The sequence below is a fragment of the Jeotgalibacillus aurantiacus genome (assembly GCF_020595125.1).
Taxonomy (GTDB): Bacteria; Bacillota; Bacilli; order Bacillales; family Jeotgalibacillaceae; genus Jeotgalibacillus; species Jeotgalibacillus aurantiacus.
On record NZ_JACNMS010000009.1, the window covers coordinates 1 to 22,476 of the forward strand.

The window sequence follows — 22,476 nt, forward strand, 5'->3', positions numbered from 1 at the left end:
GCTTCCACTTTTCTTGATCCAGTTCCAGCAGGCAGGGACTAGCAAACTTCCCGTCCTCTCGTTCGATAAGTCAACATCAGCTCACTCCGTTCGCTGTGTTTCCTTTATCTTCGTCGAGTCCGGTCCAGTTTGTACGTCCCTAAACGCCTGCTTCCACTTTTCTTGATGTCCAGTTCCAGCGCCTAGCCCCTCGAGGTCATAAGTCAAAGATGAACGAGGGTGAAGGGCAACCCTCTTTTCATCTTCGCCTTATGCTTGTCGGGGCTGAACGAGGCGCTTCCACTTTTCTTGATGTCTAGTTCCAGCTCACAGAGGCTAGTGCGCTTCCCTCAGCTCATTTCGATAAGTCAACATCGGATTGCTCCGCTCTCCGTGTTTCCTTTATCTTAATCGCTTCAGTCCACCGCATACGCCTCTAAACGTTCGCTTCCACTTTTCTTGATCCAGTTCCAGCAGGCAGGGACTAGCAAACTTCCCGTCCTCTCGTTCGATAAGTCAACATCAGCTCACTCCGTTCGCTGTGTTTCCTTTATCTTCGTCGAGTCCGGTCCAGTTTGTACGTCCCTAAACGCCTGCTTCCACTTTTCTTGATGTCCAGTTCCAGCGCCTAGCCCCTCGAGGTCATAAGTCAAAGATGAACGAGGGTGAAGGGCAACCCTCTTTTCATCTTCGCCTTATGCTTGTCGGGGCTGAACGAGGCGCTTCCACTTTTCTTCTTTTATGCTACAATAATTTCAATGACTTGAGGGAAGATTGAGGTGTGGGTTATTTATGATGATGGTGAAAGCACCGGCGAAGATTAATTTATCGCTTGATGTGCTGCATAAGAGGCCGGATGGGTTTCATGAGGTGGAGATGGTGATGACCACTGTGGATCTGGCTGATCGGATTGAGTTGCATGAAGTCAAGGGAAAGAGGATTCAGATCGTTTCGCATGACCGTTTCGTGCCGAGCGATCAGAGGAATTTGGCGTATAAGGCTGCTGAGAAGTTGCAGAAAAAGTATCAGGTGAATAAGGGTGTGGAAATTACGATCCATAAACAGATCCCGGTTGCGGCTGGTCTTGCAGGTGGCAGCAGTGATGCGGCTGCTACGCTGAAAGGATTGAATACGCTGTGGGATCTTGGACTGTCGGCTGATGAGCTTGCTGAGGTTGGAACGGAAATCGGCTCTGACGTTGCGTTCTGCATTTACGGGGGAACAGCGCTTGCAACGGGGCGTGGAGAGAAGATTCAGGAGCTTCCGGCACCTCCGAAATGCTGGGTTGTATTAGCCAAGCCGTCTATCGGGGTTTCGACAGCGGATATTTATCAAAATTTAAAGCTTGATAAGGCAGATCATCCGGATACGCAGGCGATGGTTCAGGCGATTCATGATCAGGATTATGATGGCATCTGCCAAAACCTCGGTAATGCTTTGGAATCTGTTACCTTGAATTTGTATCCGGAGGTTAAACAGATTAAAGAACAAATGCATCGTTTTGGTGCAGATGCGGTGTTAATGAGCGGGAGCGGTCCGACTGTCTTTGGGCTCGTTCAGTACGAATCCAAAGTGCATCGTGTGGTGAATGGGCTGCGCGGCTTTTGTGACCAGGTGTTCGCGGTCCGCATTTTAGGTGCGCGAGATCCCCTTGCTTAAAGACGGATAATAATGATATAGTTACAATACATTATTCGGGTTTAGGAGGCTACGCACCGGCATGAAGGTAAAACGCAGTGAACGCTTGATCGATATGACACATTATTTAACGGAACATCCACGTGAGCTCGTATCTCTGACTTTTTTTGCAGATCGCTATTCATCTGCGAAGTCATCTATCAGTGAAGATTTGGTTATTGTTAAGGAAACGTTTGAAGCAAGAGGGATTGGTTCATTACAGACTGTTCCTGGTGCAGCGGGAGGAGTCCGTTTTGTTCCGGGTATTCGCCGCGATCAGGCTGAAAAGGCCATCAGCATTCTTGCATCCAACGTCTCTGCCTCTGACCGTCTGCTGCCTGGGGGATACTTGTTTATGACAGATATTCTCGGTGATATTCACTTAATGAATCATGTCGGCAAGCTGTTTGCCGGTGCATTTGCCAATGAGAAAATTGATCTGGTCATGACGGTTGCGACCAAAGGAATCGGCATTGCGCACGCAGTAGCCCGATATCTTGGTGTACCTGTTGTTGTAGCCAGACGTGACAGCAAAGTAACTGAAGGCTCGACGGTCAGCATTAACTATGTGTCCGGTTCATCTAAACGAATTCAGACGATGGTTTTATCTAAACGCAGTGTGAAACAGGGTGCGCGCGTTCTCATTGTCGACGACTTTATGAAAGCCGGTGGAACGGCAGCGGGCATGAAGAACCTGCTGGAGGAATTTTCTGCAACCGTTGCCGGAATCGGAATTTTTGTTGAATCAGAGCACAATGAAGAAAAACTGGTGGACGATTATATTTCGTTACTCCGTTTGACGGAAGTGGATGAAAAGGGCAAGTCCATCAAAATCGAGCCGGGCAATTATTTTGACCGTGTTCAGTCATTTTTAAAGTAGCCTTAAGGAGGAGATCTTTTTGAGAACGATACAAACAAATGAAGCACCACAGGCGATTGGACCTTACTCACAGGGAGTCATCGTCAATAATATGTTTTACAGTTCAGGTCAGATTCCGCTAACACCAGAGGGCGTTTTAGTAGAAGGCAGTATTGAAGAGCAGACGCATCAGGTATTTAAAAACCTTCAGGCTGTCCTGAAGGAAGCCGGCGCGTCACTTGATACGGTCGTGAAAGTCATGGTTTTCCTTGATGATCTAAATGATTTTGAAGCGGTTAACGCGATTTACGGTGACTATTTCGGGGATCACCGCCCGGCACGTTCATGTGTAGAAGTATCAAAGCTTCCAAAAGGTGCTGGCGTAGAAATTGAAGTTATTGCACTCGTAAAATAAATGATGAGAAAAGCTTTTTCTTTAGAAGGATGACCGTGTTGTGACATCGTTATTCCTTTGAAAAGAAAAAGCTTTTCTTTTTTGGAAAAAAATCTGAAATTTTTTATGACTATTTTCACTTTTGTGTAGGAATTCAGGTCCTCAATGAAGAAAGTATAAGGTGGGAAAATTGAAATGGGGAAGGTGGTGAAGGAAATGGAAGTAACAGATGTGAGATTACGGCGCGTGAGCACAGATGGCAGAATGCGTGCAATCGCTTCCATCACATTGAACGGAGTCTTTGTTGTTCACGATATTCGCGTCATTGACGGCAATAACGGATTATTTGTTGCGATGCCAAGTAAGCGGACACCTGACGGGGAGTTCCGCGATATCGCGCATCCAATCAATTCAGAAATGCGGGAAATGATCCAAGGATCGGTGCTGGCTGAATACCATCGTGCAGACGAAGCGCCTGAATCACAACAATATGAAGAAGCAGGTGCGTAATATACATATCCTGCACCCACCGAACCTGGCTGCCGCATTTTCAGCCGGGTTTATTTGTGTGCACATAAGGGCGGGTCTCAGTTGGTTAAAGGCATGAAGAGCCCCCGGTCTGCGCCGGGATTTTTTGTGAGAGTGGTTGAATAAGGGCTGAGAGTAGTTAAATAATGGTCGAAAGTGGTCAAATAAGTGCAAAGAGTGGTCGAATAACCCGAAAGAGTAGTTAAATAACCCGGATAAGTTGCTAAATGCCGTGTTTCCTTTATCTTAATCGCTTCAGTCCACCGCATACGCCGCTAAACGCGAACTTCCACCTTTCTTTGTCCAGCTCCACCGGGCAGGGACTAGCAAACTTCCCGTCCTCTCGTTCGATAAGTCAACATCAGCTCACTTCGTTCGCTGTGTTTCCTTTATCTTCGTCGGGGCCAGTCCAGTTTGTACGTCCCTAAACGCCTGCCTCCACCTTTCTTGATCCGGTTCCGGCGCCTAGCCCCTCGAGGTCATAAGTCAAAAATGAACGAGGGTAAAGGGCAACCCTCTTTTCATTTTCGCCTTATGCTTGTCGGGGCTGAGCAAGGCGCCTACACCTTTCTTTGTTACAATAGAATGACAGATTACTCTGAAATCGGGAGTTTCCTTGAAATGCAAGTGTTTTTGTAATATATTCGAGAGTGAAAAATGTTGACTGGAGGACCGGGAATGTCGAATCGATATGCGGTTATTTTAGCTGCGGGTCAGGGGACGCGCATGAAATCTAAATTATATAAAGTACTTCATCCAGTTTGCGGAAAGCCGATGGTTGAGCATGTGCTGGACCAGGTGAAAGCTGCAGAAATGAGTGAAGTGGTTACGGTTGTTGGTCATGGTGCTGAACTTGTTCAGTCAAAGCTTGAAGGTCGTTCAGAGTTTGTTCTTCAAAAAGAGCAGCTAGGGACTGCGCATGCTGTGATGCAGGCAAAGGATCGTCTTCACGACAAGGATGGTATTACGCTTGTTGTTTGTGGTGATACACCGCTGATTACAGCTGAAACCATGTCATCACTCATTCAGCATCATGAGGAACAACAGGCAAAGGCAACGATCCTGACAGCGCATGAAGAAGATCCAACGGGTTATGGCCGGATCATCCGCGATGAAACCGGTCTTGTAAAACGAATTGTTGAACATAAAGATGCAAGTGAAGAAGAACGTGCGGTTCAGGAGGTTAATACAGGTACATACTGTTTTGACAATCGTGCGTTATTTGAAGCGCTTGAAAAGGTCGGGAATGATAACGTTCAGGGAGAATATTATCTGCCTGATGTGATCGAAATTCTTCAGACTGAAGGAGAGACAGTGGCGGCTTACCAGACTGCTTCTTCAGATGAAACCCTCGGTGTAAATGATCGCGTTGCTTTAGCGCGTGCTGAAAAGCTCATGCAGGCAAGAATCAATGAAAAGCATATGAGAAACGGGGTCACATTTATCGATCCTGCTTCCACTTATATCGGGAGTGAAGCTGTCATCGGCCGCGATACGATTGTTTATCCCGGAACGGTGATCGAGGGAGCAACCGTCATTGGCGAGGATTGCATAATCGGTCCAAACACTGAAATTAAAAACAGCACGATTGCAGATCAGACCGTGATCAAGCAGTCGGTTGTACATGACAGTGAAGTCGGATCCCATGTTGCGATTGGGCCGTTTGCTCACATCCGTCCGCAGTCTGCGATTTCAGATGAAGTGAAGATTGGAAACTTCGTTGAAATTAAAAAGACGCAGTTTGGCAAAGGAAGCAAGGCGTCTCACCTCAGCTATATCGGCGATGCTGAAGTGGGTGCCGGCGTGAATCTCGGCTGTGGTTCTATCACGGTTAACTACGACGGTAAAAACAAGCATCTGACAAAGATTGAAGATGATGCTTTTATCGGCTGTAATTCAAACCTGATTGCACCTGTCACGATTGGAAAAGGCGCTTATGTTGCTGCCGGTTCTACGATTAATAAGGATGTGCCGGGAGAGGCGTTATCCATTGCCCGGGCACGTCAGGAAAATAAAGAAGGCTACGCACGCAAGATTCACACTAAAAATTAATTGGAGGCTACCATGTCTACAGAATATGCCAATTCGAAATTAAAAATCTTTTCCCTGAACTCAAATCACGAACTAGCAAAGGATATTGCTGAAGCGGTAGGACTGAAGCTTGGGAAATGTTCAGTTACACGATTCAGTGACGGTGAGATTCAAATCAACATCGAAGAAAGTATCCGTGGTTGTGATGTATTCGTTGTCCAGTCAACTTCAAGTCCGGTGAATGAAAACTTAATGGAGCTTCTGATCATGGTTGATGCACTGAAGCGTGCATCTGCAAAAACAATTAACATTGTGATGCCTTATTACGGATATGCACGTCAGGACCGAAAAGCGCGTGCCCGTGAACCAATTACAGCAAAGCTGATTGCGAATCTTCTTGAAACAGCGGGTGCAACACGCGTCATTACGCTTGATCTTCATGCACCGCAAATTCAGGGATTCTTTGATATCCTGATTGACCACCTGCGTGGTGTACCGATTATTGCTGAATACTTCCTTGAGAAGAACTTCAACCCGGAAGAAATCGTCATTGTATCTCCGGACCACGGTGGCGTAACGCGTACGAGAAAGCTTGCAGAACGCTTAAAGGCACCGATTGCGATTATTGATAAGCGCCGTCCAAAGCCGAACGTGGCTGAAGTGATGAACATTGTCGGTAACGTTGAAGGTAAAATCGCGATTCTGATTGACGATATTATCGATACAGCCGGAACAATTACGCTTGCAGCTAATGCCCTGATCGAAAGCGGTGCGAAGGAAGTGTACGCTAGCTGTACGCACCCTGTACTGTCAGGACCGGCGATGGAGCGCATTAATGAATCTGCGATTAAAGAGCTTGTCGTGACAAACTCAATTGCATTAACACCAGAAAAAAAAGGCGGAAAAATTGTCGAGCTTTCTGTAGCAAGCCTTCTTGCAGAAGCGATTATCCGTGTGTACGAAGAACAGTCTGTCAGCATGCTGTTTGATTAATCATATGATGCCCGGTGCCTGATAATGGTACCGGGCTTTTTCACACTTTTAAAAAGGAATTTTGTCATGAAAAACCTATTGGTAAATGAGTCTTATTTTCATTTTCCAAATAAAAAATCTCATGAAAAACGTTTAATCCGGACAGCCAGGGGTAAAACAGTTGTATGGAAAAATCCATCGAATATAACTTTTGGAAGGTGATTAGACATGAGTGCAGTATTAAAAGCAACGAAACGTGAAGGATTTAAAAACTCCGATTTAACAGCTCTTCGCAACGAGGGTAAGCTGCCCGCAGTTGTCTACGGCTATAAAGTTGATAATACACCGATTTCAGTAAGTGAAATTGATCTCGTAAAGACAATCCGCGAGGTAGGTCGTAACGGAATCATCGAACTTGATATTGAAGGCAAAAAGCAGAAGGTCGTATTAAGTGATTATCAGAGCGACTTCCTGAAGGATGAAATTATTCACGCTGACTTCCTGGCTGTTAATATGGCTGCGGAAATCGATGTGGATGTAACGGTTCATCTTGTTGGTGAAGCAGAAGGCGCGAAAGAAGGCGGCGTTGTGCAGACGATTCTGCATGAGCTTTCAATCTCAGCAAAACCAAACGATATTCCTGAATCATTTGAGGTTGACGTAACGGAATTGAACATTGGAGATTCTTACACAGTAGAAGATCTTCGAAGCAAGTATTCAGTTACGATTAACCACGAAGATGACGAGACAATTGTATCTGTTCTGGCTCCTCGTACGGAAGAAGAAATTGAGGAAATGGAAGCTGAAGCAGGTGCCGGCGAAACAGGATCAGAGGATGAGGAAGGATCAGAAGAGCCTGCAGCTGAATCAGATGAAAACACAGAAGAAGAAACTGAAAAAGCATAAGCTTTATAATAATGGCGCGACCTTTCTTTTGGAGGTTGCGCCTTTTTCGTTTAATATAGAGAAAGGAATGTGAAAACAGAGGTGTTATATAATGAAATTAATCGTCGGACTCGGAAATCCGGGAAAGCCTTACGATAAAACGAAACATAATATTGGTTTTGAAGTGATCGACGCATTAGCGGACAGGTGGAATGCACCGCTTTTACAGACAAAGTTTAAAGGTGTGTTTAGCAAGACGGTCATCAATGGACAAAAGGTGATTCTGCTGAAGCCGCTCACTTATATGAATTTATCCGGAGAGAGTATTCGCCCGCTGATGGATTATTTTCAGATTGAGCCGGAGGATGTTGTGGTCATTTATGATGATCTGGATCTGCCGACAGGTGCACTGCGGCTTCGTCAAAAAGGGAGCGCAGGTGGCCATAACGGCATTAAAAGTACGATTGCTCATCTTGGCACCCAGGAATTTAACCGGATCAGGATTGGAATCAGCCGTCCGCCGCGTGGGATGAAAGTGCCGGATTACGTATTAAGCCGTTTTTCTGATGAAGAATGGGGTATCATGAAAGAAACGGTTGAAAAAAGCGCGGATGCGTGTGAGCGCTGGCTTGAAAAGCCGTTTTTAGAAGTGATGAATGAATTTAATGGCTCCTGATTGAATATTCGGTCCTCTTCCCGCCTATACTACAATACAAGCAAGGTGAAGGAGGATGAAGATGGCTGTCTATTATCACTGTCGCCACTGCGGAAACGAGGTTGGCGCAATCGATACGCAATTAGTGGATGCCAAGCGGCTCGGGATTCATTCCTTATCAGCCGAAGAGCGTAAGAGCATGATTTCGTATACAAATGAAGGTCACGTGAACATACAGACGATCTGCGAGGACTGTCAGGAGTCGCTAGAGCGCAATCCTGACTTCCATGAGCTGGATCAATTTATACAGTAAACGCTTTGGATTACGATCCAAGGCATTTTTCTGTTTAGATTCGGGAGGAGAACGAGTTGAAAACGCTAGTAAATGGTTTGATAAATGATACTCAGATTAAAGCGGTCATCGATGATCTAGCAGCCGGGCGTCAAGAGCAGCTGTTATCAGGGCTTTCAGGTTCTGCACGAAGCACTTTTATGGCAGCGGTTTATCAGCAGCACCAGCGTCCGCTGATGGTTGTCACGCCGAACCTGCTGAGTGCACAGAAGTTATATGATGACCTCGCTCAATTAGTCAGTGAGGAGGAACTCTTTTTATACCCGGCCAATGAATTGATTGCCGCGGAGATGAGTATTGCGAGCCCTGAGCTGTTGGCACAGCGTCTGGAAGCGATGAATCATCTCGCGTTAAACGGACGGGGATTTTATATCGTACCAATGGCGGGGCTGCGAAAGGTAGTGCCGCCTAAAGAGCAATGGCAAATCCATCAGTTTGAGCTCTCTGTTGGAAAAGATATTGGGCTCGAAGATACATTGTCTGCGCTTCTTAAAATGGGATATCATCGCACGGACATGGTCAGCAGTCCAGGTGAATTCAGTATGCGTGGGGGAATCATGGATATTTATCCTCTTACGTCAGACCCTGTCCGGATTGAACTATTTGACACTGAAGTAGACTCAATCCGAACCTTTTCAGCAGAGGATCAGCGTTCGATTGACTCACTTGAGCACGTTTCAATCGGCCCTGCCAGTGAGCTGATTATGGAAGGAGAACAGCTGTCACGCATTGCAGAAGAACTAAAAGCACGGCTGCCGAAGAGTCTCAAAAAAATAAAACGTGCAGCTGTCAAAGAAGCGATGGCAGAGCAGACTGAATATGAAATCGGACTACTGGAGAATGGGCAAAAACCCGATCAGCTGTTTAAATATCAGTCTCTTGCTTATTCAAAAGCTGCCAGTCTGCTAGATTATCTGCCTGAGGATGCATTGGTCTTTTTTGATGAAATCAGCCGGATTTATGAAATGGATGACACGCTTGAAAACGAAGAGATGGAGTGGGCTGTTTCTCTGATTGAGGAAGGCAAGCTGTTGCATGATATTCATGTCTCACACAAGCTGACGGACTTAATCGCTAAAAGCCCGCAGCAGAAGGCGTATTTTTCTCTTTTTACGAGAAAAATTGCCCATATCAACCCGAAAAAAGTCCATTCTTTTTCATGCAAGCCGATGCAGAGCTTTCACGGTCAGATGCATTTGCTGAAAGCCGAGCTTGAACGCTGGAAAAAAGGAAAGTTCACCGTTGTCATGCTTGCGCCGGATGGACAGCGACTGCAGAAGTTCGAGCGTGTACTCGCAGACTATGATATAGATGCGGCCATCGTCAAAGAAGGTGACCCGCTTATTCCGAATACGGTTCAAATCGTCAGCGGCTCTCTGCAGGCCGGATTTGAGCTCCCGATGAACAAGCTTGCGGTCATGACGGAAGAGGAGTTATTCCGTCAGAAAACACGTAAGGTAAAACGCCGTCAAAAACTTTCGAATGCAGAGCGCATTAAAAGCTATTCAGAGCTGAAGGTTGGCGATTACGTTGTTCACGTGAATCACGGAATCGGGAAATACCTCGGAATTGAAACCCTTGAAATCAACGGTCTTCATAAAGACTATTTAAATATTCATTATAAAGGCAATGACCAACTCTATGTGCCGGTTGACCAGATTGAGCTCGTTCAGAAATATGTCGGCTCTGAAGGCAAGGAACCGAAGCTGTATAAGCTTGGCGGTACGGAATGGAAGCGCGTGAAGAATAAAGTTCAATCATCTGTCGCAGATATTGCTGATGACCTGATTAAGCTTTATTCAGAGCGTGAAGCGGCAAAAGGGTTTGCTTTCAGTACAGATACAGCAGAACAGCAGGATTTCGAAGCGGCCTTTCCTTATTCAGAAACAGAGGATCAGCTGCGTTCAATTGAGGAAATCAAAAAAGACATGGAACGCGACCGCCCGATGGACCGGCTGTTATGTGGTGATGTAGGATACGGAAAAACTGAAGTGGCGATCCGGGCTGCATTCAAAGCAGTGATGGATGGCAAGCAGGTGGCGATCCTTGTGCCAACGACGATCCTCGCTCAGCAGCACTATGAAACGATGATTGAACGGATGCAGGATTTCCCTGTCAACGTTGGACTATTAAGCCGTTTCCGCTCTAAAAAGCAGCAGGATGAGACGATCAAGGGGTTAGCGCAGGGGTCGGTTGATATCGTTGTCGGGACGCACCGTCTGCTTTCTAAAACGATCAAATACCGCGATATCGGTCTGCTGATCATTGATGAAGAGCAGCGTTTCGGTGTGACGCATAAAGAAAAAATTAAGCAGTTGAAAACAAACATTGACGTACTGACTTTAACAGCAACGCCAATCCCACGTACGTTACACATGTCGATGCTTGGCGTACGCGATCTGTCTGTCATAGAAACACCACCTGAAAACCGTTTCCCGGTCCAGACATATGTGATGGAATATAACGGTGCGCTGATCCGTGAAGCGATCGAGCGTGAAATGGCGCGTGACGGACAAGTGTACTTCCTTTATAACCGGGTTGAGGATATCACGAAAAAGGCTGATGAAATTGCTTCGCTCGTTCCGGATGCACGGGTTGCGATTGCACACGGTCAAATGTCTGAAAACGAGCTGGAGTCTGTGATCCTGCAGTTTTTAGAGGGCGAATATGATGTGCTCGTCACGACGACGATCATTGAAACAGGCGTGGATATTCCAAACGTGAACACGCTGATTGTTCATGATGCAGACCGTATGGGGCTGTCCCAGCTGTATCAGCTCCGCGGTCGTGTCGGACGTTCAAACCGCGTGGCCTATGCATATTTCACTTACCGGAAAGATAAAGTGCTCACAGAGGTGGCCGAGCAGCGTCTGCAGTCGATTAAAGAATTCACTGAGCTCGGATCCGGATTCAAAATTGCGATGCGTGACTTAACAATCCGGGGAGCCGGTAATCTCTTAGGCGCTCAGCAGCACGGATTTATTGATTCAGTCGGCTTTGACCTTTACTCTCAAATGCTTAAAGATGCAATTGAGGAGCGGAAGGATCTGCTTCCTGAAACCGAAGGCAAGGAGAAAAAAGAAAAGCAGAAAGCGGTTGAAATCGACCTCGACGTGAAGCAGGATGCTTATATTCCGGAAAGCTACATTCCTGATGGACATCAGAAAATCGAAATGTATAAAAAATTCCGCGGTCTGCAAACGATTCAGGAGGTCATGGAGCTGAAGGATGAAATGATTGACCGCTTCGGAGATTATCCGGATGAAGTTCACACGCTTTTCCAGATTGCTGAAATTAAAGCATATGGTTATGAAGTGGGGCTGGAGTCCATTCAGCAGACAAGGGATGAAATCAAGCTTGAGCTCAGTCAGGCTGGCACAAATCGGATTGACGGGGCAAAAGCATTTGAAATCACCAATGAGTTCAAACGCCACGTTGGTCTTGGGCTTGATAACAACCGTCTGAAGATCACCGTTAAAACGAAAGGACAGAAGCCGGAGAGCTGGTTCATGATGGTTCACCAGGTCCTTTCCCGTCTTCCTGAAACGTTAAAAGAGTCAGCTTAACCCCCTTTTTTACAGGTTTATTTGAGAATCGTTAGAAAAAAAGTATAAATCGGCGAATTAACCCGATACTATTCTCATACAGCCAGTAAACGAAGGAGAGAGCCATGATGAAAGCTACGGGAATTGTAAGACGAATCGATGACCTCGGTCGTGTGGTCATTCCAAAAGAAATCAGGCGCACACTGCGCATTAGAGAAGGTGACCCGCTGGAGATTTTCGTTGATCGCGACGGGGAAATCGTTCTGAAGAAATATTCACCGATCAGCGAACTCGGCACCTTTGCCAAAGAATACGCTGAATCCCTGTATGACAGCTTAAAGCAGCCGGTACTTATTTGCGACCGCGATCACTTTATTGCAGTGGCCGGTGCATCCAAAAAAGATTTCCTGAACCGCCGCATCAGTCCGAGAGTAGAGGAAATGATGGACGCACGAAAAACGGTTTTAAACGATGAACAGGGAAGTGTTGAGCTGGTCGAACACCAGGAAGAGGAGCTCGCTTCTTACACCGTATCCCCGATCATTGCATCAGGTGATCCGATCGGTGCCGTCTTTGTGATGTCAAAGGATCAGACGGTTGAAGAAGTCGAGCTGAAAGTATGCGAAACCGCCGCCCGTTTCCTCGGCAGACAAATGGAAAGCTGATCAAAAGCCCTATCCGGTTGAGGATAGGGCTTTTTTTATGGGTGACGCGGAGTTAGATGGCTGAGGTGAAGGTGGGCTGCTTCGCGGCAAATTAAGGGGTTCGGGCGAGTGATGGAATAAAGGCTGGTAGTGAAGGAATCATGAGGCCGGAAAGAATGAATCGTGGTGGTGAATGAGGGGATTCCTTTGCCTCGGAGCCGCTTTGAAGGAAATATTTTTTCAAACGAAGGAAATACATTCTCAAAAGAGGGGATAAAATTCCGGAAAGATGGAATAAGTCTGCTTAGTGATGGAATCCCGCGAACCGACCGCAACCGCCTGAGCCGCGTCTCCGTTTCTGTCCACCTGCAGTCTGCTCAGACCCCGTCCAAAAGACAAATCCCGCCGCGCTTTGCTATAATAAGACATCAATAATAGAAAGAGAGGGCGGCCGGATGACCGATGCTTCTCAGACAATGGTAAAGGGAGCGGCGGTGCTGACGCTTGCAGCCGTCATTTCAAAAATACTGAGTGCACTTTACCGTGTACCGTTTCAAAATATGACCGGTGATATCGGTTTTTATATTTATCAGCAGGTGTATCCGTTTTATGGCCTGTTGATTGCGTTATGTACGTATGCTTTTCCGGTGATGGTGTCGAGAATTTTAATTGAGCACGAAGAGGACCGGGAGCGGATTTTTAAGCTGTTGGGGCTTGTTTTGGCTGGTACGGGTCTGGTGTGGTTTTTGGCTTTGTATCTCGGTGCACCGCTGATTGCGGAGTGGATGGGAGATCCGATGCTTGAACCGCTGATCCGTCTGTCTGCATGGCCTTTTTTGCTGCTGCCGTTTCTAGCGGGAGGCAAGGGCTGGTTCCAGGCGCAGAATAATATGGTCCCGTCCGCTGTGTCGCAGGTGACAGAGCAGCTCGTGCGTGTCACCATTATTTTAGCGGCCACCTTTGTACTGACAGCTCACGGTGCATCGCTCTATACAATTGGAGAAGGGGCTGTGGTCGGTTCGACGGTCGGGCTGGCAGTGGGTGTTTTACTGCTGCTGTATCTGGGACGTGTCCAGTTGAAGGGTCAGTCATTTGCACTCTCCTTTAAAAAAGGGGATCGCGCCATCTTCCGTGCGCTGATTGTGCGGGGAACCGCGATGGGCATGGTGAGTATGCTGCTGATTTTGTATCAGATGATGGATGCGCTGAATGTCTATTCGCTGCTCACAGGCTATACAGGCAGTGCGGAGGAAGCAAAGACTGTAAAAGGGGTCTATGATCGCGGTCAGCCGCTGATCCAGATCGGGATTGTAGCAGCAACGTCCCTGTCACTGGCTGTTGTGCCGATGATTGCAGCGGATATGGAACGTAACCGGATCGTTGAGGTTAAAAAGAAAGCAGCGCTGGCATTAAAAACGGGTATTGTTTTTGGTGCAGCCGCTTCTATTGGATTAATGAATATTATCAGACCGCTCAATACTTTTCTTTTTCAAACGGATGAGGGGTCAAGGGTGCTTGCACTTTATGTCCTCGCAGTGTTGTTTGCCTCGATTGCACTTACTGTAAATGCGGTGTTACAGGGAATGGGAAGCTATCATATTATTGCCTGGCTTGCGGCTGTCAGTGTAGCGGTAAAATATATTCTTAATGATTGGCTCGTGCCGCTTTTTGGTACAGGTGGAGCCGCAGCGGCAACTGTATTAGCGATTTTAGTGGTGACGGTTGCTGCTGTATTAAGATTAAGAGCAAAGATCGGCTTTTTACTGACAGGAAGGTTTTATATGAGACTGCTGTTGGGTCTTATTGTGATGACCGTTGTTGTGCAGGGGCTTTTATGGCTCTGGCCGGATGGCTCCCGTCTATCTGCAGCGGCGGTATCGATTTTAGCAGCGGCAGTAGGTGCATGGAGCTTTTTTGTTGTCAGCTGGTCACGTGATTTATTTACAAAAGAAGAAGCAGCCCAGATTCCGTTTGGCCGTAAACTGGACCGGCTGTTTTATCGTTCAGGGAAATAGGAGGATATGTTTATGACACATGAAATTACCGTCATTGGTCTTGGTGCAGGTGACTTGGATCAGCTGCCCCTAGGCATTTATAAAAAGCTGAAAGCAGCCACTCATCTGCTCGTGCGCACAGAGGATCATCCTGTTCTCGCGCAGCTGAAGGAGGAGGGACTGACCTTTGAATCCTTCGATTATGTGTATGAGGCGCATGATCAGTTTGAGGCGGTCTATGAGGCGATCACAGAAGAGCTCGTAAATCGTGCTGAGGCAGGTCCGGTGCTTTATGCGGTGCCCGGTCATCCGCTGGTAGCTGAACAGACGGTGCAAAATCTGCTCGCTCTTCATCGAAACGGTGAGATTTCAATCGTCATTGAAGGTGGACAAAGTTTCCTTGATCCGCTTTTCACGGCTGCCGGATTTGATCCTGTTGAAGGCTTTCAGCTGCTTGACGGGACGGCTTTAAAGCGTGACGAGCCAAAGCTCACGCAGCATGTCATCATTGGACAGGTGTATGATGCGTTTATCGCTTCGGAGGTGAAACTGACGCTGATGGAGCGTTATCCGGATGATCATCTTGTTAAAGTCATTACAGCTGCCGGATCAAAAGGGGAGTCCATCGTTGAAACACCTCTTTATGAACTGGATCACGGAATGCCGCTCAGCAATCTGACAAGTGTGTACGTGCCTCCGGTTGAAGAGGAAGAAGCTTTGTACGGAGAGTTTGAAAAGTTCCGTGACATCATTGCGATTCTTCGCAGTCCTGAAGGCTGTCCATGGGATCGCGAGCAGACACATGAATCACTAAAGCGGTATCTGATTGAAGAAACATATGAGTTTCTTGAAGCCGTGGACAGCGGCGACATTGATCATATGATCGAAGAGCTTGGCGATGTACTCCTTCAGATTATGCTTCATGCGCAGATTGGGGAGGATGACGGATACTTTTCTATCCGTGATGTGATTGCCGTTGTAGCTGAAAAAATGGTCCGCCGCCATCCGCACGTATTTGCTGATACAGAGGCAGGAACAGCGGATGAAGTCGTGAAAAACTGGCAGGAGATCAAGGCAGAGGAAAAAGGTTCGAGGCCTGATTCGCTTTTAGAAGGAGCGGGAACAGGACTACCGGCGTTAATTCAAGCGTTTGAAATACAGAAGAAAGCAGCCAAAGCGGGATTTGACTGGGATGATCACGCGGACGCCTGGGATAAATTTGAGGAAGAATGGCAGGAATTTCAGGAAGAAGTTGCGAATGGTAATAAGGAAGAGGCATTAAAGGAATTTGGCGATGTGTTATTTGCGCTCGTAAATGTATCTCGTTTCCACGGTATTTTCCCGGAGGAAGCGCTTATAATGGCGAACCAGAAATTCATCAGCCGGTTTTCTTTTGTGGAAAATAAGGTGAAAGAATCAGGGAAGCCGTTTCAGGCGTTTACGCTTGGCGAGCTGGATGAATTCTGGAATGAAGCGAAAAAACATGGTTTATAAAAGGATGGAGATTACGCATGCGTTTAGATAAATTTTTAAAGGTATCAAGATTAATTAAACGGCGTACACTGGCAAAGGAAGTAGCCGATCAGGGCCGTATTTCAATTAACGGAAATCCGGGGAAAGCGAGCGCTACGGTAAAGGCTGGCGACGAACTCGTGATCCGGTTTGGGCAGCGTGTGGTGACGCTGACGGTGGATCGTCTCGTTGAAACAACGAAAAAAGAAGAAGCGGCGACGATGTATACCATTACAAAAGAAGAACGTGTCAACGAAGAATAAAATCATAACCGGCTGCCCCGCTGCATACAATGAGCTAAGTGATGGTTTTAATCCTATAGCGGGGTGACAGTCGATGCCATATACAACAACTGAAGGTAAAACGCAGAAGAAAGAGCATGAAGTCCGTATGAGCGGCCGGGAGGTTCTGGTGATTTCCGGCGTGCTTCAACTCGACAGCTTTGATAACGAAGAGTTTTTATTGGAAACGGTCATGGGATTTTTATCGGTTAAGGGGAGCGGCCTTCAAATGATTAACCTGGATCTTGATGAAGGACAGGTATCTCTGAAAGGTAAAATTGATGATCTGTTGTATCTGGATCAGACCGGCCGTGAGCCCTCGAAAGGACTGCTAGGAAAGCTGTTTAGATGATTGTCGAAGAGCAGCTTCGCACAGTGGCTTATTTAGCCGGTTCCGGTTTTGTCATCGGGCTTTTCCTGACGCTGTATCACCGGTATATCATCCGGTCAAAACGCTTGCCGGTTCACTTTGTCACGGATGTGATCTTCTGGTGCTGCCAGGCGCTTTTGGTGTTTCTTGTCATGTATTTCCTCAATGGTGTATCTCTCAGACTGTATATGGTTCTTTCGGTTATATTTGGCTTTCTGATCTATCGGAAAGCGGTTCAGGGAACGGCGATCCGGCTGCTCGTTTTGATCGAGAAAACGGTTCGTCTCACATGGCGGATTCTCTTTGCACCGGTACGATGGTTATGGTTCCTTTTAAAGATGATTTGTCGATTTTTGCTTGCTGTCATCCTCCTTTTACTCACGCCCTTTCAACCTTTTTTCCAATTTTCACGTAAAAAAAGTACATTTTTTGCGAAAAAGATAAAATTGTGGCTGAATCTGTTATATAATAGGGAATAACAAAGAGTCCAGTCAATGTGGTTCGTAAAAAAGGAGGAAAGCAGCTGTTTATGGGGAAACCGCGCAGAAATGTCACATCACTCGAAAACCAGTATACTGCTGAACAGGCAAAGATTGAGCATCACAGGCAATCGCACAAAAAGAGACTGATTCGACGATTATCCGTTTTTGCTGTATTTGCGGTAATCGTAAGCGGATTGCTTATTTCTTCAATGGTCTCGCAGGCTAGCGCGCTCGAAGAAAAGAATGCTCAAAAAGCTCAGCTCGAGGAAAAAATAGCCGAACTCAAGGTTCAGGAAGAAAACCTTAAAAATGAAATTGTAAAGCTCAATGATGATGAATACATAGCGAAGCTCGCGCGTAGAGATTACTTCCTGTCTGACAGCGGAGAGATCATCTTCACGATTCCGGAGGATCAGCCTGCAGGTGAACAGGCAGCCGAAGCGGATGAAGAGAACGCTGAATAATGGAATAGCATGTTTTCTTCACCGGTGAATAACATAGAAAAATACGCCGGCGCTGTTGAATAGCAAAAAATAAAACAGCGCGATCGAGTGTCACGATGTTGACACTCTTTTTTTATGTTGGCTATAATGGTAAGTAAGGTCTATTTTTTATCTATTCTAAGGAGGATCATTTTTTTTATGTCAATCGAAGTAGGCAGCAAAGTAAAGGGTAAAGTGACAGGGATCACTAATTTTGGGGCGTTCGTTGAATTGCCAGGCGGTTCAACAGGGCTTGTCCACATCAGTGAGGTTGCGGATAATTACGTCAAGGACATTAACGATCACTTAACAGTAGGTGACGAAGTAGAAGTGAAGGTCTTGAACGTGGAAAGCGATGGCAAAATCGGCTTATCCATCCGCAAAGCGAAAGATCAGCCACAGCAGTCCCAGCAGCAATACCGTCCACGTCCTAACCGTAACAACGATCGCGGAGATCGCGGTGGTCGCGGAGGCAATGCAGGTGGACCGCCACGCGGTGAGTCTTTCGAGCAAAAAATGGCTCGTTTCCTAAAAGATAGTGAAGACCGTCTGACTTCTCTGAAGCGCCACACAGAATCAAAACGCGGTGGTCGCGGAGCGAAAAAAGGTTAATAGCTGCCGAAAACAGATTTTACAGGCATTCAACATATTGATCTGAGATAAATGGAAGACTGCTGATATTAGCAGTCTTTTTTCTTTTGTCCAGCTTGAAAAGGTTTCAGGTAAAGGAATTCTCCTGCTTCCTGTCGTAATACAAGAGGAGGAATCATAAGGAGGATCGTATTCATGAACAAAAAAGAATGGTTTGTGCACAATGAAACGTACCTGCACTGGCTGAATCAGCTGAATGTAATGGACAAGGACGCATTTTTCTCTCCGCTTGCTGAAGGCAAATGGTCTGTTGCGGCGATCGTATCCCACCTGGGTGCCTGGGACCGTTACAGCCTAGAAGAAAGAATTCCTTTTGCAAAAGAAGGCGCAGCGCTATCACGATATCCGGATTTTCAAAGCTTTAACCAAAAAGCCTGGAACACTGCGCATAGCGGAATCAGTCAGAAGGAGGTCATTGAGGAAGCAGTGACGCAGCGCGAGGCGTTAATCAAGAAGGCCAAAACCTTCAGTGAAGAGCAGTGGCGTACCCGTTTTACTATTGGAAAATACGAGATGACGTTAGAGGAATACATCACAGGATTCGCAGAGCATGATGAACATCATATGAAACAGCTCGCTGAAAAAAGCAGCCGTTGATTAAAATCGGTATGGTAGAATGAGGGAAAGAAAGGGTGAGGCACATTGACAGGTCTGGTTACAATCATTATGATTTTCTCAATTCCGCTTGCAGGCATTATCACCAATCACTTTCAAAACCTTGCGAAGCTGAAAAACGCATCGATAGACAAGCAGCTCGAGCTTGAGAAGCTGAAACATGAGAATTTTCTCCTCGAAACAGAAAAGCTTCGCCTTGAACTCGACAAAAGGCACCTGCTGGATTCACCTTCCGATCAAAAACGGCTCAGCTGACACATAAGCGCGCGGCACCAAAGCCGGGTGCTTTTTTGGTGCGGAAAAACAGATGCTTTCAGGGGGGAGTGTCCAAACAGAGCCACTTTTCTCTTCGCCAAAGTGATCCTGAAACTCAAAACCCTTTATTTGACGCGATACTTTCCCGCCTGACCAACCTTTCTATTTCGCGTCATACCTTATGTAATTAAACAGAAGAACAACGACTGGCTCTTAAAAAACAAATATAATCAACCGAGGGCTTGGGGCATCCGAAGACTCCTGTGGCGGAAAGGGACAGGTGAAACCGATGTGCGAAGCACAGCGGGTTCACCGCCCGGCCACGGAAAGCGTAGGATGCCCCAAGCCCGTCCTCTTTTAACAAAATAATCATAAGTTAATATTAAGGGACCACACCCCATGCTTCGCTGCCAGTGAAGCATGGGGTGCGGTCCGATTGATACAAAAAAACACGATCCTCAACAGAGAATCGTGTTTCCATTATGACCCGTACGGGATTCGAACCCGTGTTACCGCCGTGAAAGGGCGGTGTCTTAACCACTTGACCAACGGGCCTCTTATGGTGGCGGCAGAGGGGATCGAACCCCCGACCTCACGGGTATGAACCGTACGCTCTAGCCAGCTGAGCTACGCCGCCGTATGTTAGAAAATGCTGTGCGTTCAAATGAGGCACAAGATATATAATACATAGCCTCTAAAGAAGTGTCAATGATTTTTTTGAACTTTGTCGGATTGTTTCAGGTGCCGTCTGATACACACATGAACGTAAAGAATCCGTCGAACACTTTTTAGGTTCTCCTCTGTCATTATGACAAACTCTCCATGTATGTTCCTTCTATAATAATCCGCAAAGATCATGTGAGGAGTGGACAAATTAATGACCAATGTACATGAAGCAAATTTCGAACTGACCACCGCCCTGTCACTCGCCCGTTCCCGTAAGCAAGCAAAATGGCAGCCTGAGCTTGCAATCCGCAAACTAGCTGTCTGGTTTTATGAGAAAGGAGCCGTCCATATTCTCATCAGTCTGATGCTTGGACGGGCCGTGGTGATGTCACAGTTCACTCCTTTTGCGCTTCCTTTTTTCGCAGTGGTGCTGCTTTTTCAGAAAAGCCGGACGGCTGCCGTGTTTCTTGGTCTGATTTTAGGTGCTTCTACATTAAGTCCGCAAATGGGTTTGTATACGGCGGGCGCACTCGTATTGTTCAGGATGACAGCTGCTGTTTTGAAAAACAGGCTTCGTCAGCGTTTTGTGCTGGCAGGGGCAGCGGCTGGGGTGTTGGCCGTTGCAAAGTCCATTTATCTCCTCACGAGCGGTCCGCTCACCTGGGTGGATGGGGTGATGATTTCCCTTGAGGCTTTAGCTGCGGGGGTGCTTGCACTCATCTTTATGCAGAGCTTTACCATTATAAAAAAGGGGAGGAAGGCGGCCTATACACATGAGGAGCTTGTGGCGCTGGCTGTATTCGCCGCCTCGATCGCTGTTGGTTTAACCGGCTGGATGGTAGGGGAGTTTGCCGTAAGCCATATGATGACCCGTTATTTAGTGGTCGTTGCAGCACTGGCTGCTGGTGCGCTCGTTGGCTCAACCGCAGGTGTGGTGACGGGACTGATCTTCTGTTTGTCTTCGTTTGCCCATATGCCTGAAGTGGCGCTGCTGGCTGTGGCCGGTTTACTTGGAGGACTCCTGAAATCAGGTAGAGCGATGGGGGTGTCGCTCGGGCTGATGCTTGCCACCCTTTTAACCGGGTTAATGATTGGGGACACACTGCGTCTTGAGGCGTCGTTGTATGAGTCTGCCGTTACGGCTCTATTGCTATTTGTCACGCCTAAAAAGTGGATCACGGCGATCGCCCGGCACGTTCCGGGATCCGATGAATACATAGAAGAACAGCAGCGGTATGCCCTGAATGTCCGTGATGCGACCGCTGAAAAGGTGGAACGGTTTTCGGATATGTTTGCCGAGCTGTCAAAAAGCTTTTCGTGCAAAGAGACGCTGCCTGAGGATCCGCAGACGGAAGCAGATTATATGATCAGTAAAGTGACCGCCCGGACGTGCCAGCAGTGTTTCAAAAAAGAATTCTGCTGGGCGTCCCAGTTTGACCGGACGTATGAATGGATGACTGATCTCGTCTACAGGGACAATGACAATAAAGGCTGGGAGTCACTTTGTGTAAAATCTGAACAGGTGAAAAAGGAATTTGAGGATGAACAGATGAATCTACATTTACAGGATCAGATGAAAGAACAGCTGAAAGAGGGCAGTCAGTTTGTGGCCAGACAGCTGTCCGGGCTGTCGGATGTGATGAAGGACTTTGCTTCTGAGCTTCAGCGTGAAATACAAAAGCATGATGGACAGGAGGAATCCATTAAGAAGGAGCTGCAGGGCTATGGCATTCAGGCGGAGCATGTGGAGATTCACTGTCTGGAATACGGGAAGGTGGACCTGGATATTATGCTGCCGTTTAAAGAGGAGCACGGGGAATGTGAAAAGCTGATTGCGCCGATGCTTTCTTCTATTTTAAAAGAAACCATTATCGTTTATAAGAAAACGGATCTGCCTTCACCGTACGAAGGAACCGTTGCAACGTACCGTTCTGCAAAGGCATTTCACGTCAATGTAGGCGTCGCGCATGCTGCTTTCAGGGGAGGACTGGTGTCAGGAGACAGTTACACGGCCGTTCCGTTAAATGAAGGGAAGTATGCCGTTGCGATCAGTGACGGGATGGGTAATGGTGAGAAGGCGAAAAGGGAAAGCGAAGAGACAATCGGGCTTTTGCAGCAAATGCTGAAGGCAGGTATTGACGAGGAGCTGGCGATTAAATCAGTCAATTCAATCTTGACTGTGAAGCGGACGAATGATGCTTATTCCACGGTGGATCTCGTCATGATTGATCTGCAAAACGCAAAAGCCAAGTTTTTAAAGGTTGGTTCTGTTCCGAGTTATATTAAGCGTGGGAAACAAATAAAGATGATTGAAGCGGGCAATTTGCCGCTCGGCTTTTTCAGGGAGATGGAAATGGATGTACTGGAGGATCAGTTGAAGGCAGGCGATTTATTATTTATGGTCAGTGATGGCGTCATGGACGGTTTACGGACGATCGAAAATCCAGAAAGGTGGCTGCGCCGTCAAATATCAGAACTGACGGTGGATGATCCGCAGACGGCAGCGGATCTCATCATGGAGGCGGCAGTCCGGTCATCAGGCGGCTCGATTGAAGATGATATGACGGTGGCGGCCATTAAGATTGATCATCAGGTACCGAAATGGGCTGCCATTCCGCTCAAGCGAAACGCCGGATAGAGGTATGAT

At 47.0% G+C, this 22,476-nt stretch carries 21 protein-coding genes and 2 tRNA genes; 21 read left to right on the forward strand and 2 right to left on the reverse strand.

What is annotated here, in order from left to right:
* The first annotated feature begins 771 nt into the window (after window positions 1–771).
* The 20 genes from ispE to H7968_RS17305 all read left to right on the forward strand — a co-directional run bounded on the left by ispE (window position 772) and on the right by H7968_RS17305 (window position 19,163).
* Window positions 772–1,638, forward strand: a complete 867-nt coding sequence (gene ispE, locus H7968_RS17210; RefSeq protein WP_227397260.1) for a 4-(cytidine 5'-diphospho)-2-C-methyl-D-erythritol kinase — start codon at window positions 772–774, stop codon at window positions 1,636–1,638.
* Between the two features lie 61 nt (window positions 1,639–1,699).
* Window positions 1,700–2,536 carry a pur operon repressor gene (gene purR, locus H7968_RS17215; RefSeq protein ID WP_227397261.1) on the forward strand — a complete coding sequence of 279 codons (837 nt, stop codon included), beginning with the start codon at window positions 1,700–1,702 and terminating at the stop codon, window positions 2,534–2,536.
* A 19-nt stretch (window positions 2,537–2,555) separates the two neighbouring features.
* The gene (locus H7968_RS17220) at window positions 2,556–2,930 is read left to right on the forward strand and encodes a RidA family protein (RefSeq protein ID WP_134372491.1); all 375 of its coding nucleotides are present in this window, start codon (window positions 2,556–2,558) and stop codon (window positions 2,928–2,930) included.
* A 195-nt stretch (window positions 2,931–3,125) separates the two neighbouring features.
* Window positions 3,126–3,419, forward strand: coding sequence for a septation regulator SpoVG (gene spoVG / locus H7968_RS17225; protein WP_227397291.1), 294 nt, complete (start codon window positions 3,126–3,128; stop codon window positions 3,417–3,419).
* Window positions 3,420–4,115: 696 nt separating this feature from the next.
* Complete coding sequence (gene glmU, locus H7968_RS17230; protein ID WP_227397262.1) at window positions 4,116–5,489, forward strand: bifunctional UDP-N-acetylglucosamine diphosphorylase/glucosamine-1-phosphate N-acetyltransferase GlmU; 1,374 nt, start codon at window positions 4,116–4,118, stop codon at window positions 5,487–5,489.
* Between the two features lie 12 nt (window positions 5,490–5,501).
* The gene (locus H7968_RS17235; protein ID WP_227397263.1) at window positions 5,502–6,461 is read left to right on the forward strand and encodes a ribose-phosphate diphosphokinase; all 960 of its coding nucleotides are present in this window, start codon (window positions 5,502–5,504) and stop codon (window positions 6,459–6,461) included.
* A 207-nt stretch (window positions 6,462–6,668) separates the two neighbouring features.
* On the forward strand, window positions 6,669–7,346 hold the full coding sequence (locus tag H7968_RS17240) for a 50S ribosomal protein L25/general stress protein Ctc (RefSeq protein ID WP_227397264.1): 678 nt from the start codon (window positions 6,669–6,671) through the stop codon (window positions 7,344–7,346).
* 91 nt (window positions 7,347–7,437) lie between these two features.
* On the forward strand, window positions 7,438–8,001 hold the full coding sequence (pth, locus tag H7968_RS17245; RefSeq protein WP_227397265.1) for an aminoacyl-tRNA hydrolase: 564 nt from the start codon (window positions 7,438–7,440) through the stop codon (window positions 7,999–8,001).
* A gap of 61 nt (window positions 8,002–8,062) precedes the next feature.
* Window positions 8,063–8,293, forward strand: coding sequence for an anti-sigma-F factor Fin family protein (locus H7968_RS17250; RefSeq protein WP_227397266.1), 231 nt, complete (start codon window positions 8,063–8,065; stop codon window positions 8,291–8,293).
* A gap of 56 nt (window positions 8,294–8,349) precedes the next feature.
* Window positions 8,350–11,898 carry a transcription-repair coupling factor gene (mfd, locus tag H7968_RS17255; RefSeq protein WP_227397267.1) on the forward strand — a complete coding sequence of 1,183 codons (3,549 nt, stop codon included), beginning with the start codon at window positions 8,350–8,352 and terminating at the stop codon, window positions 11,896–11,898.
* Between the two features lie 107 nt (window positions 11,899–12,005).
* On the forward strand, window positions 12,006–12,542 hold the full coding sequence (gene spoVT, locus H7968_RS17260) for a stage V sporulation protein T (RefSeq protein WP_134372590.1): 537 nt from the start codon (window positions 12,006–12,008) through the stop codon (window positions 12,540–12,542).
* Between the two features lie 434 nt (window positions 12,543–12,976).
* Window positions 12,977–14,536 carry a putative polysaccharide biosynthesis protein gene (locus H7968_RS17265; protein WP_227397268.1) on the forward strand — a complete coding sequence of 520 codons (1,560 nt, stop codon included), beginning with the start codon at window positions 12,977–12,979 and terminating at the stop codon, window positions 14,534–14,536.
* 12 nt (window positions 14,537–14,548) lie between these two features.
* Window positions 14,549–16,009 (forward strand): bifunctional methyltransferase/pyrophosphohydrolase YabN, encoded by a 1,461-nt coding sequence (locus tag H7968_RS17270; protein WP_227397269.1) that lies wholly within the window; start codon window positions 14,549–14,551, stop codon window positions 16,007–16,009.
* A gap of 17 nt (window positions 16,010–16,026) precedes the next feature.
* Window positions 16,027–16,290 carry an RNA-binding S4 domain-containing protein gene (locus tag H7968_RS17275; RefSeq protein ID WP_134372515.1) on the forward strand — a complete coding sequence of 88 codons (264 nt, stop codon included), beginning with the start codon at window positions 16,027–16,029 and terminating at the stop codon, window positions 16,288–16,290.
* A gap of 73 nt (window positions 16,291–16,363) precedes the next feature.
* Complete coding sequence (gene yabP / locus H7968_RS17280; RefSeq protein WP_227397270.1) at window positions 16,364–16,660, forward strand: sporulation protein YabP; 297 nt, start codon at window positions 16,364–16,366, stop codon at window positions 16,658–16,660.
* Window positions 16,657–17,157 (forward strand): spore cortex biosynthesis protein YabQ, encoded by a 501-nt coding sequence (gene yabQ, locus H7968_RS17285; RefSeq protein WP_227397271.1) that lies wholly within the window; start codon window positions 16,657–16,659, stop codon window positions 17,155–17,157. Before yabP ends, yabQ begins: the two co-directional genes overlap by 4 nt.
* Window positions 17,158–17,174: 17 nt before the next feature.
* Window positions 17,175–17,624, forward strand: a complete 450-nt coding sequence (locus H7968_RS17290; RefSeq protein ID WP_227397272.1) for an FtsB family cell division protein — start codon at window positions 17,175–17,177, stop codon at window positions 17,622–17,624.
* A gap of 177 nt (window positions 17,625–17,801) precedes the next feature.
* On the forward strand, window positions 17,802–18,254 hold the full coding sequence (locus H7968_RS17295; protein ID WP_227397273.1) for a S1 domain-containing RNA-binding protein: 453 nt from the start codon (window positions 17,802–17,804) through the stop codon (window positions 18,252–18,254).
* A gap of 174 nt (window positions 18,255–18,428) precedes the next feature.
* A complete protein-coding gene (locus H7968_RS17300) occupies window positions 18,429–18,890 on the forward strand; it encodes a DinB family protein (protein WP_227397274.1) in 462 nt (153 codons plus the stop codon).
* 45 nt (window positions 18,891–18,935) lie between these two features.
* On the forward strand, window positions 18,936–19,163 hold the full coding sequence (locus tag H7968_RS17305; RefSeq protein ID WP_227397275.1) for a hypothetical protein: 228 nt from the start codon (window positions 18,936–18,938) through the stop codon (window positions 19,161–19,163).
* 483 nt (window positions 19,164–19,646) lie between these two features.
* Here H7968_RS17305 and H7968_RS17310 read toward each other — a convergent pair.
* Window positions 19,647–19,718, reverse strand: a tRNA-Glu gene (locus tag H7968_RS17310).
* A gap of 5 nt (window positions 19,719–19,723) precedes the next feature.
* A tRNA-Met gene (locus tag H7968_RS17315) sits at window positions 19,724–19,800 on the reverse strand.
* Window positions 19,801–20,040: 240 nt separating this feature from the next.
* Here H7968_RS17315 and spoIIE point away from each other — a divergent pair.
* Window positions 20,041–22,467, forward strand: a complete 2,427-nt coding sequence (gene spoIIE / locus H7968_RS17320) for a stage II sporulation protein E (RefSeq protein WP_227397276.1) — start codon at window positions 20,041–20,043, stop codon at window positions 22,465–22,467.
* The last annotated feature ends 9 nt before the right edge of the window (window positions 22,468–22,476 follow it).

Coding starts and splice junctions, on each gene's coding strand:
- ispE (WP_227397260.1), top strand. CDS start 772: ATGATGATGGTGAAAGCACCGGCGAAGATTAATTTATCGCTTGATGTG.
- purR (WP_227397261.1), top strand. CDS start 1,700: ATGAAGGTAAAACGCAGTGAACGCTTGATCGATATGACACATTATTTA.
- spoVG (WP_227397291.1), top strand. CDS start 3,126: ATGGAAGTAACAGATGTGAGATTACGGCGCGTGAGCACAGATGGCAGA.
- glmU (WP_227397262.1), top strand. CDS start 4,116: ATGTCGAATCGATATGCGGTTATTTTAGCTGCGGGTCAGGGGACGCGC.
- H7968_RS17235 (WP_227397263.1), top strand. CDS start 5,502: ATGTCTACAGAATATGCCAATTCGAAATTAAAAATCTTTTCCCTGAAC.
- H7968_RS17240 (WP_227397264.1), top strand. CDS start 6,669: ATGAGTGCAGTATTAAAAGCAACGAAACGTGAAGGATTTAAAAACTCC.
- pth (WP_227397265.1), top strand. CDS start 7,438: ATGAAATTAATCGTCGGACTCGGAAATCCGGGAAAGCCTTACGATAAA.
- H7968_RS17250 (WP_227397266.1), top strand. CDS start 8,063: ATGGCTGTCTATTATCACTGTCGCCACTGCGGAAACGAGGTTGGCGCA.
- spoVT (WP_134372590.1), top strand. CDS start 12,006: ATGAAAGCTACGGGAATTGTAAGACGAATCGATGACCTCGGTCGTGTG.
- H7968_RS17265 (WP_227397268.1), top strand. CDS start 12,977: ATGACCGATGCTTCTCAGACAATGGTAAAGGGAGCGGCGGTGCTGACG.
- H7968_RS17270 (WP_227397269.1), top strand. CDS start 14,549: ATGACACATGAAATTACCGTCATTGGTCTTGGTGCAGGTGACTTGGAT.
- H7968_RS17275 (WP_134372515.1), top strand. CDS start 16,027: ATGCGTTTAGATAAATTTTTAAAGGTATCAAGATTAATTAAACGGCGT.
- yabP (WP_227397270.1), top strand. CDS start 16,364: ATGCCATATACAACAACTGAAGGTAAAACGCAGAAGAAAGAGCATGAA.
- yabQ (WP_227397271.1), top strand. CDS start 16,657: ATGATTGTCGAAGAGCAGCTTCGCACAGTGGCTTATTTAGCCGGTTCC.
- H7968_RS17295 (WP_227397273.1), top strand. CDS start 17,802: ATGTCAATCGAAGTAGGCAGCAAAGTAAAGGGTAAAGTGACAGGGATC.
- H7968_RS17300 (WP_227397274.1), top strand. CDS start 18,429: ATGAACAAAAAAGAATGGTTTGTGCACAATGAAACGTACCTGCACTGG.
- spoIIE (WP_227397276.1), top strand. CDS start 20,041: ATGACCAATGTACATGAAGCAAATTTCGAACTGACCACCGCCCTGTCA.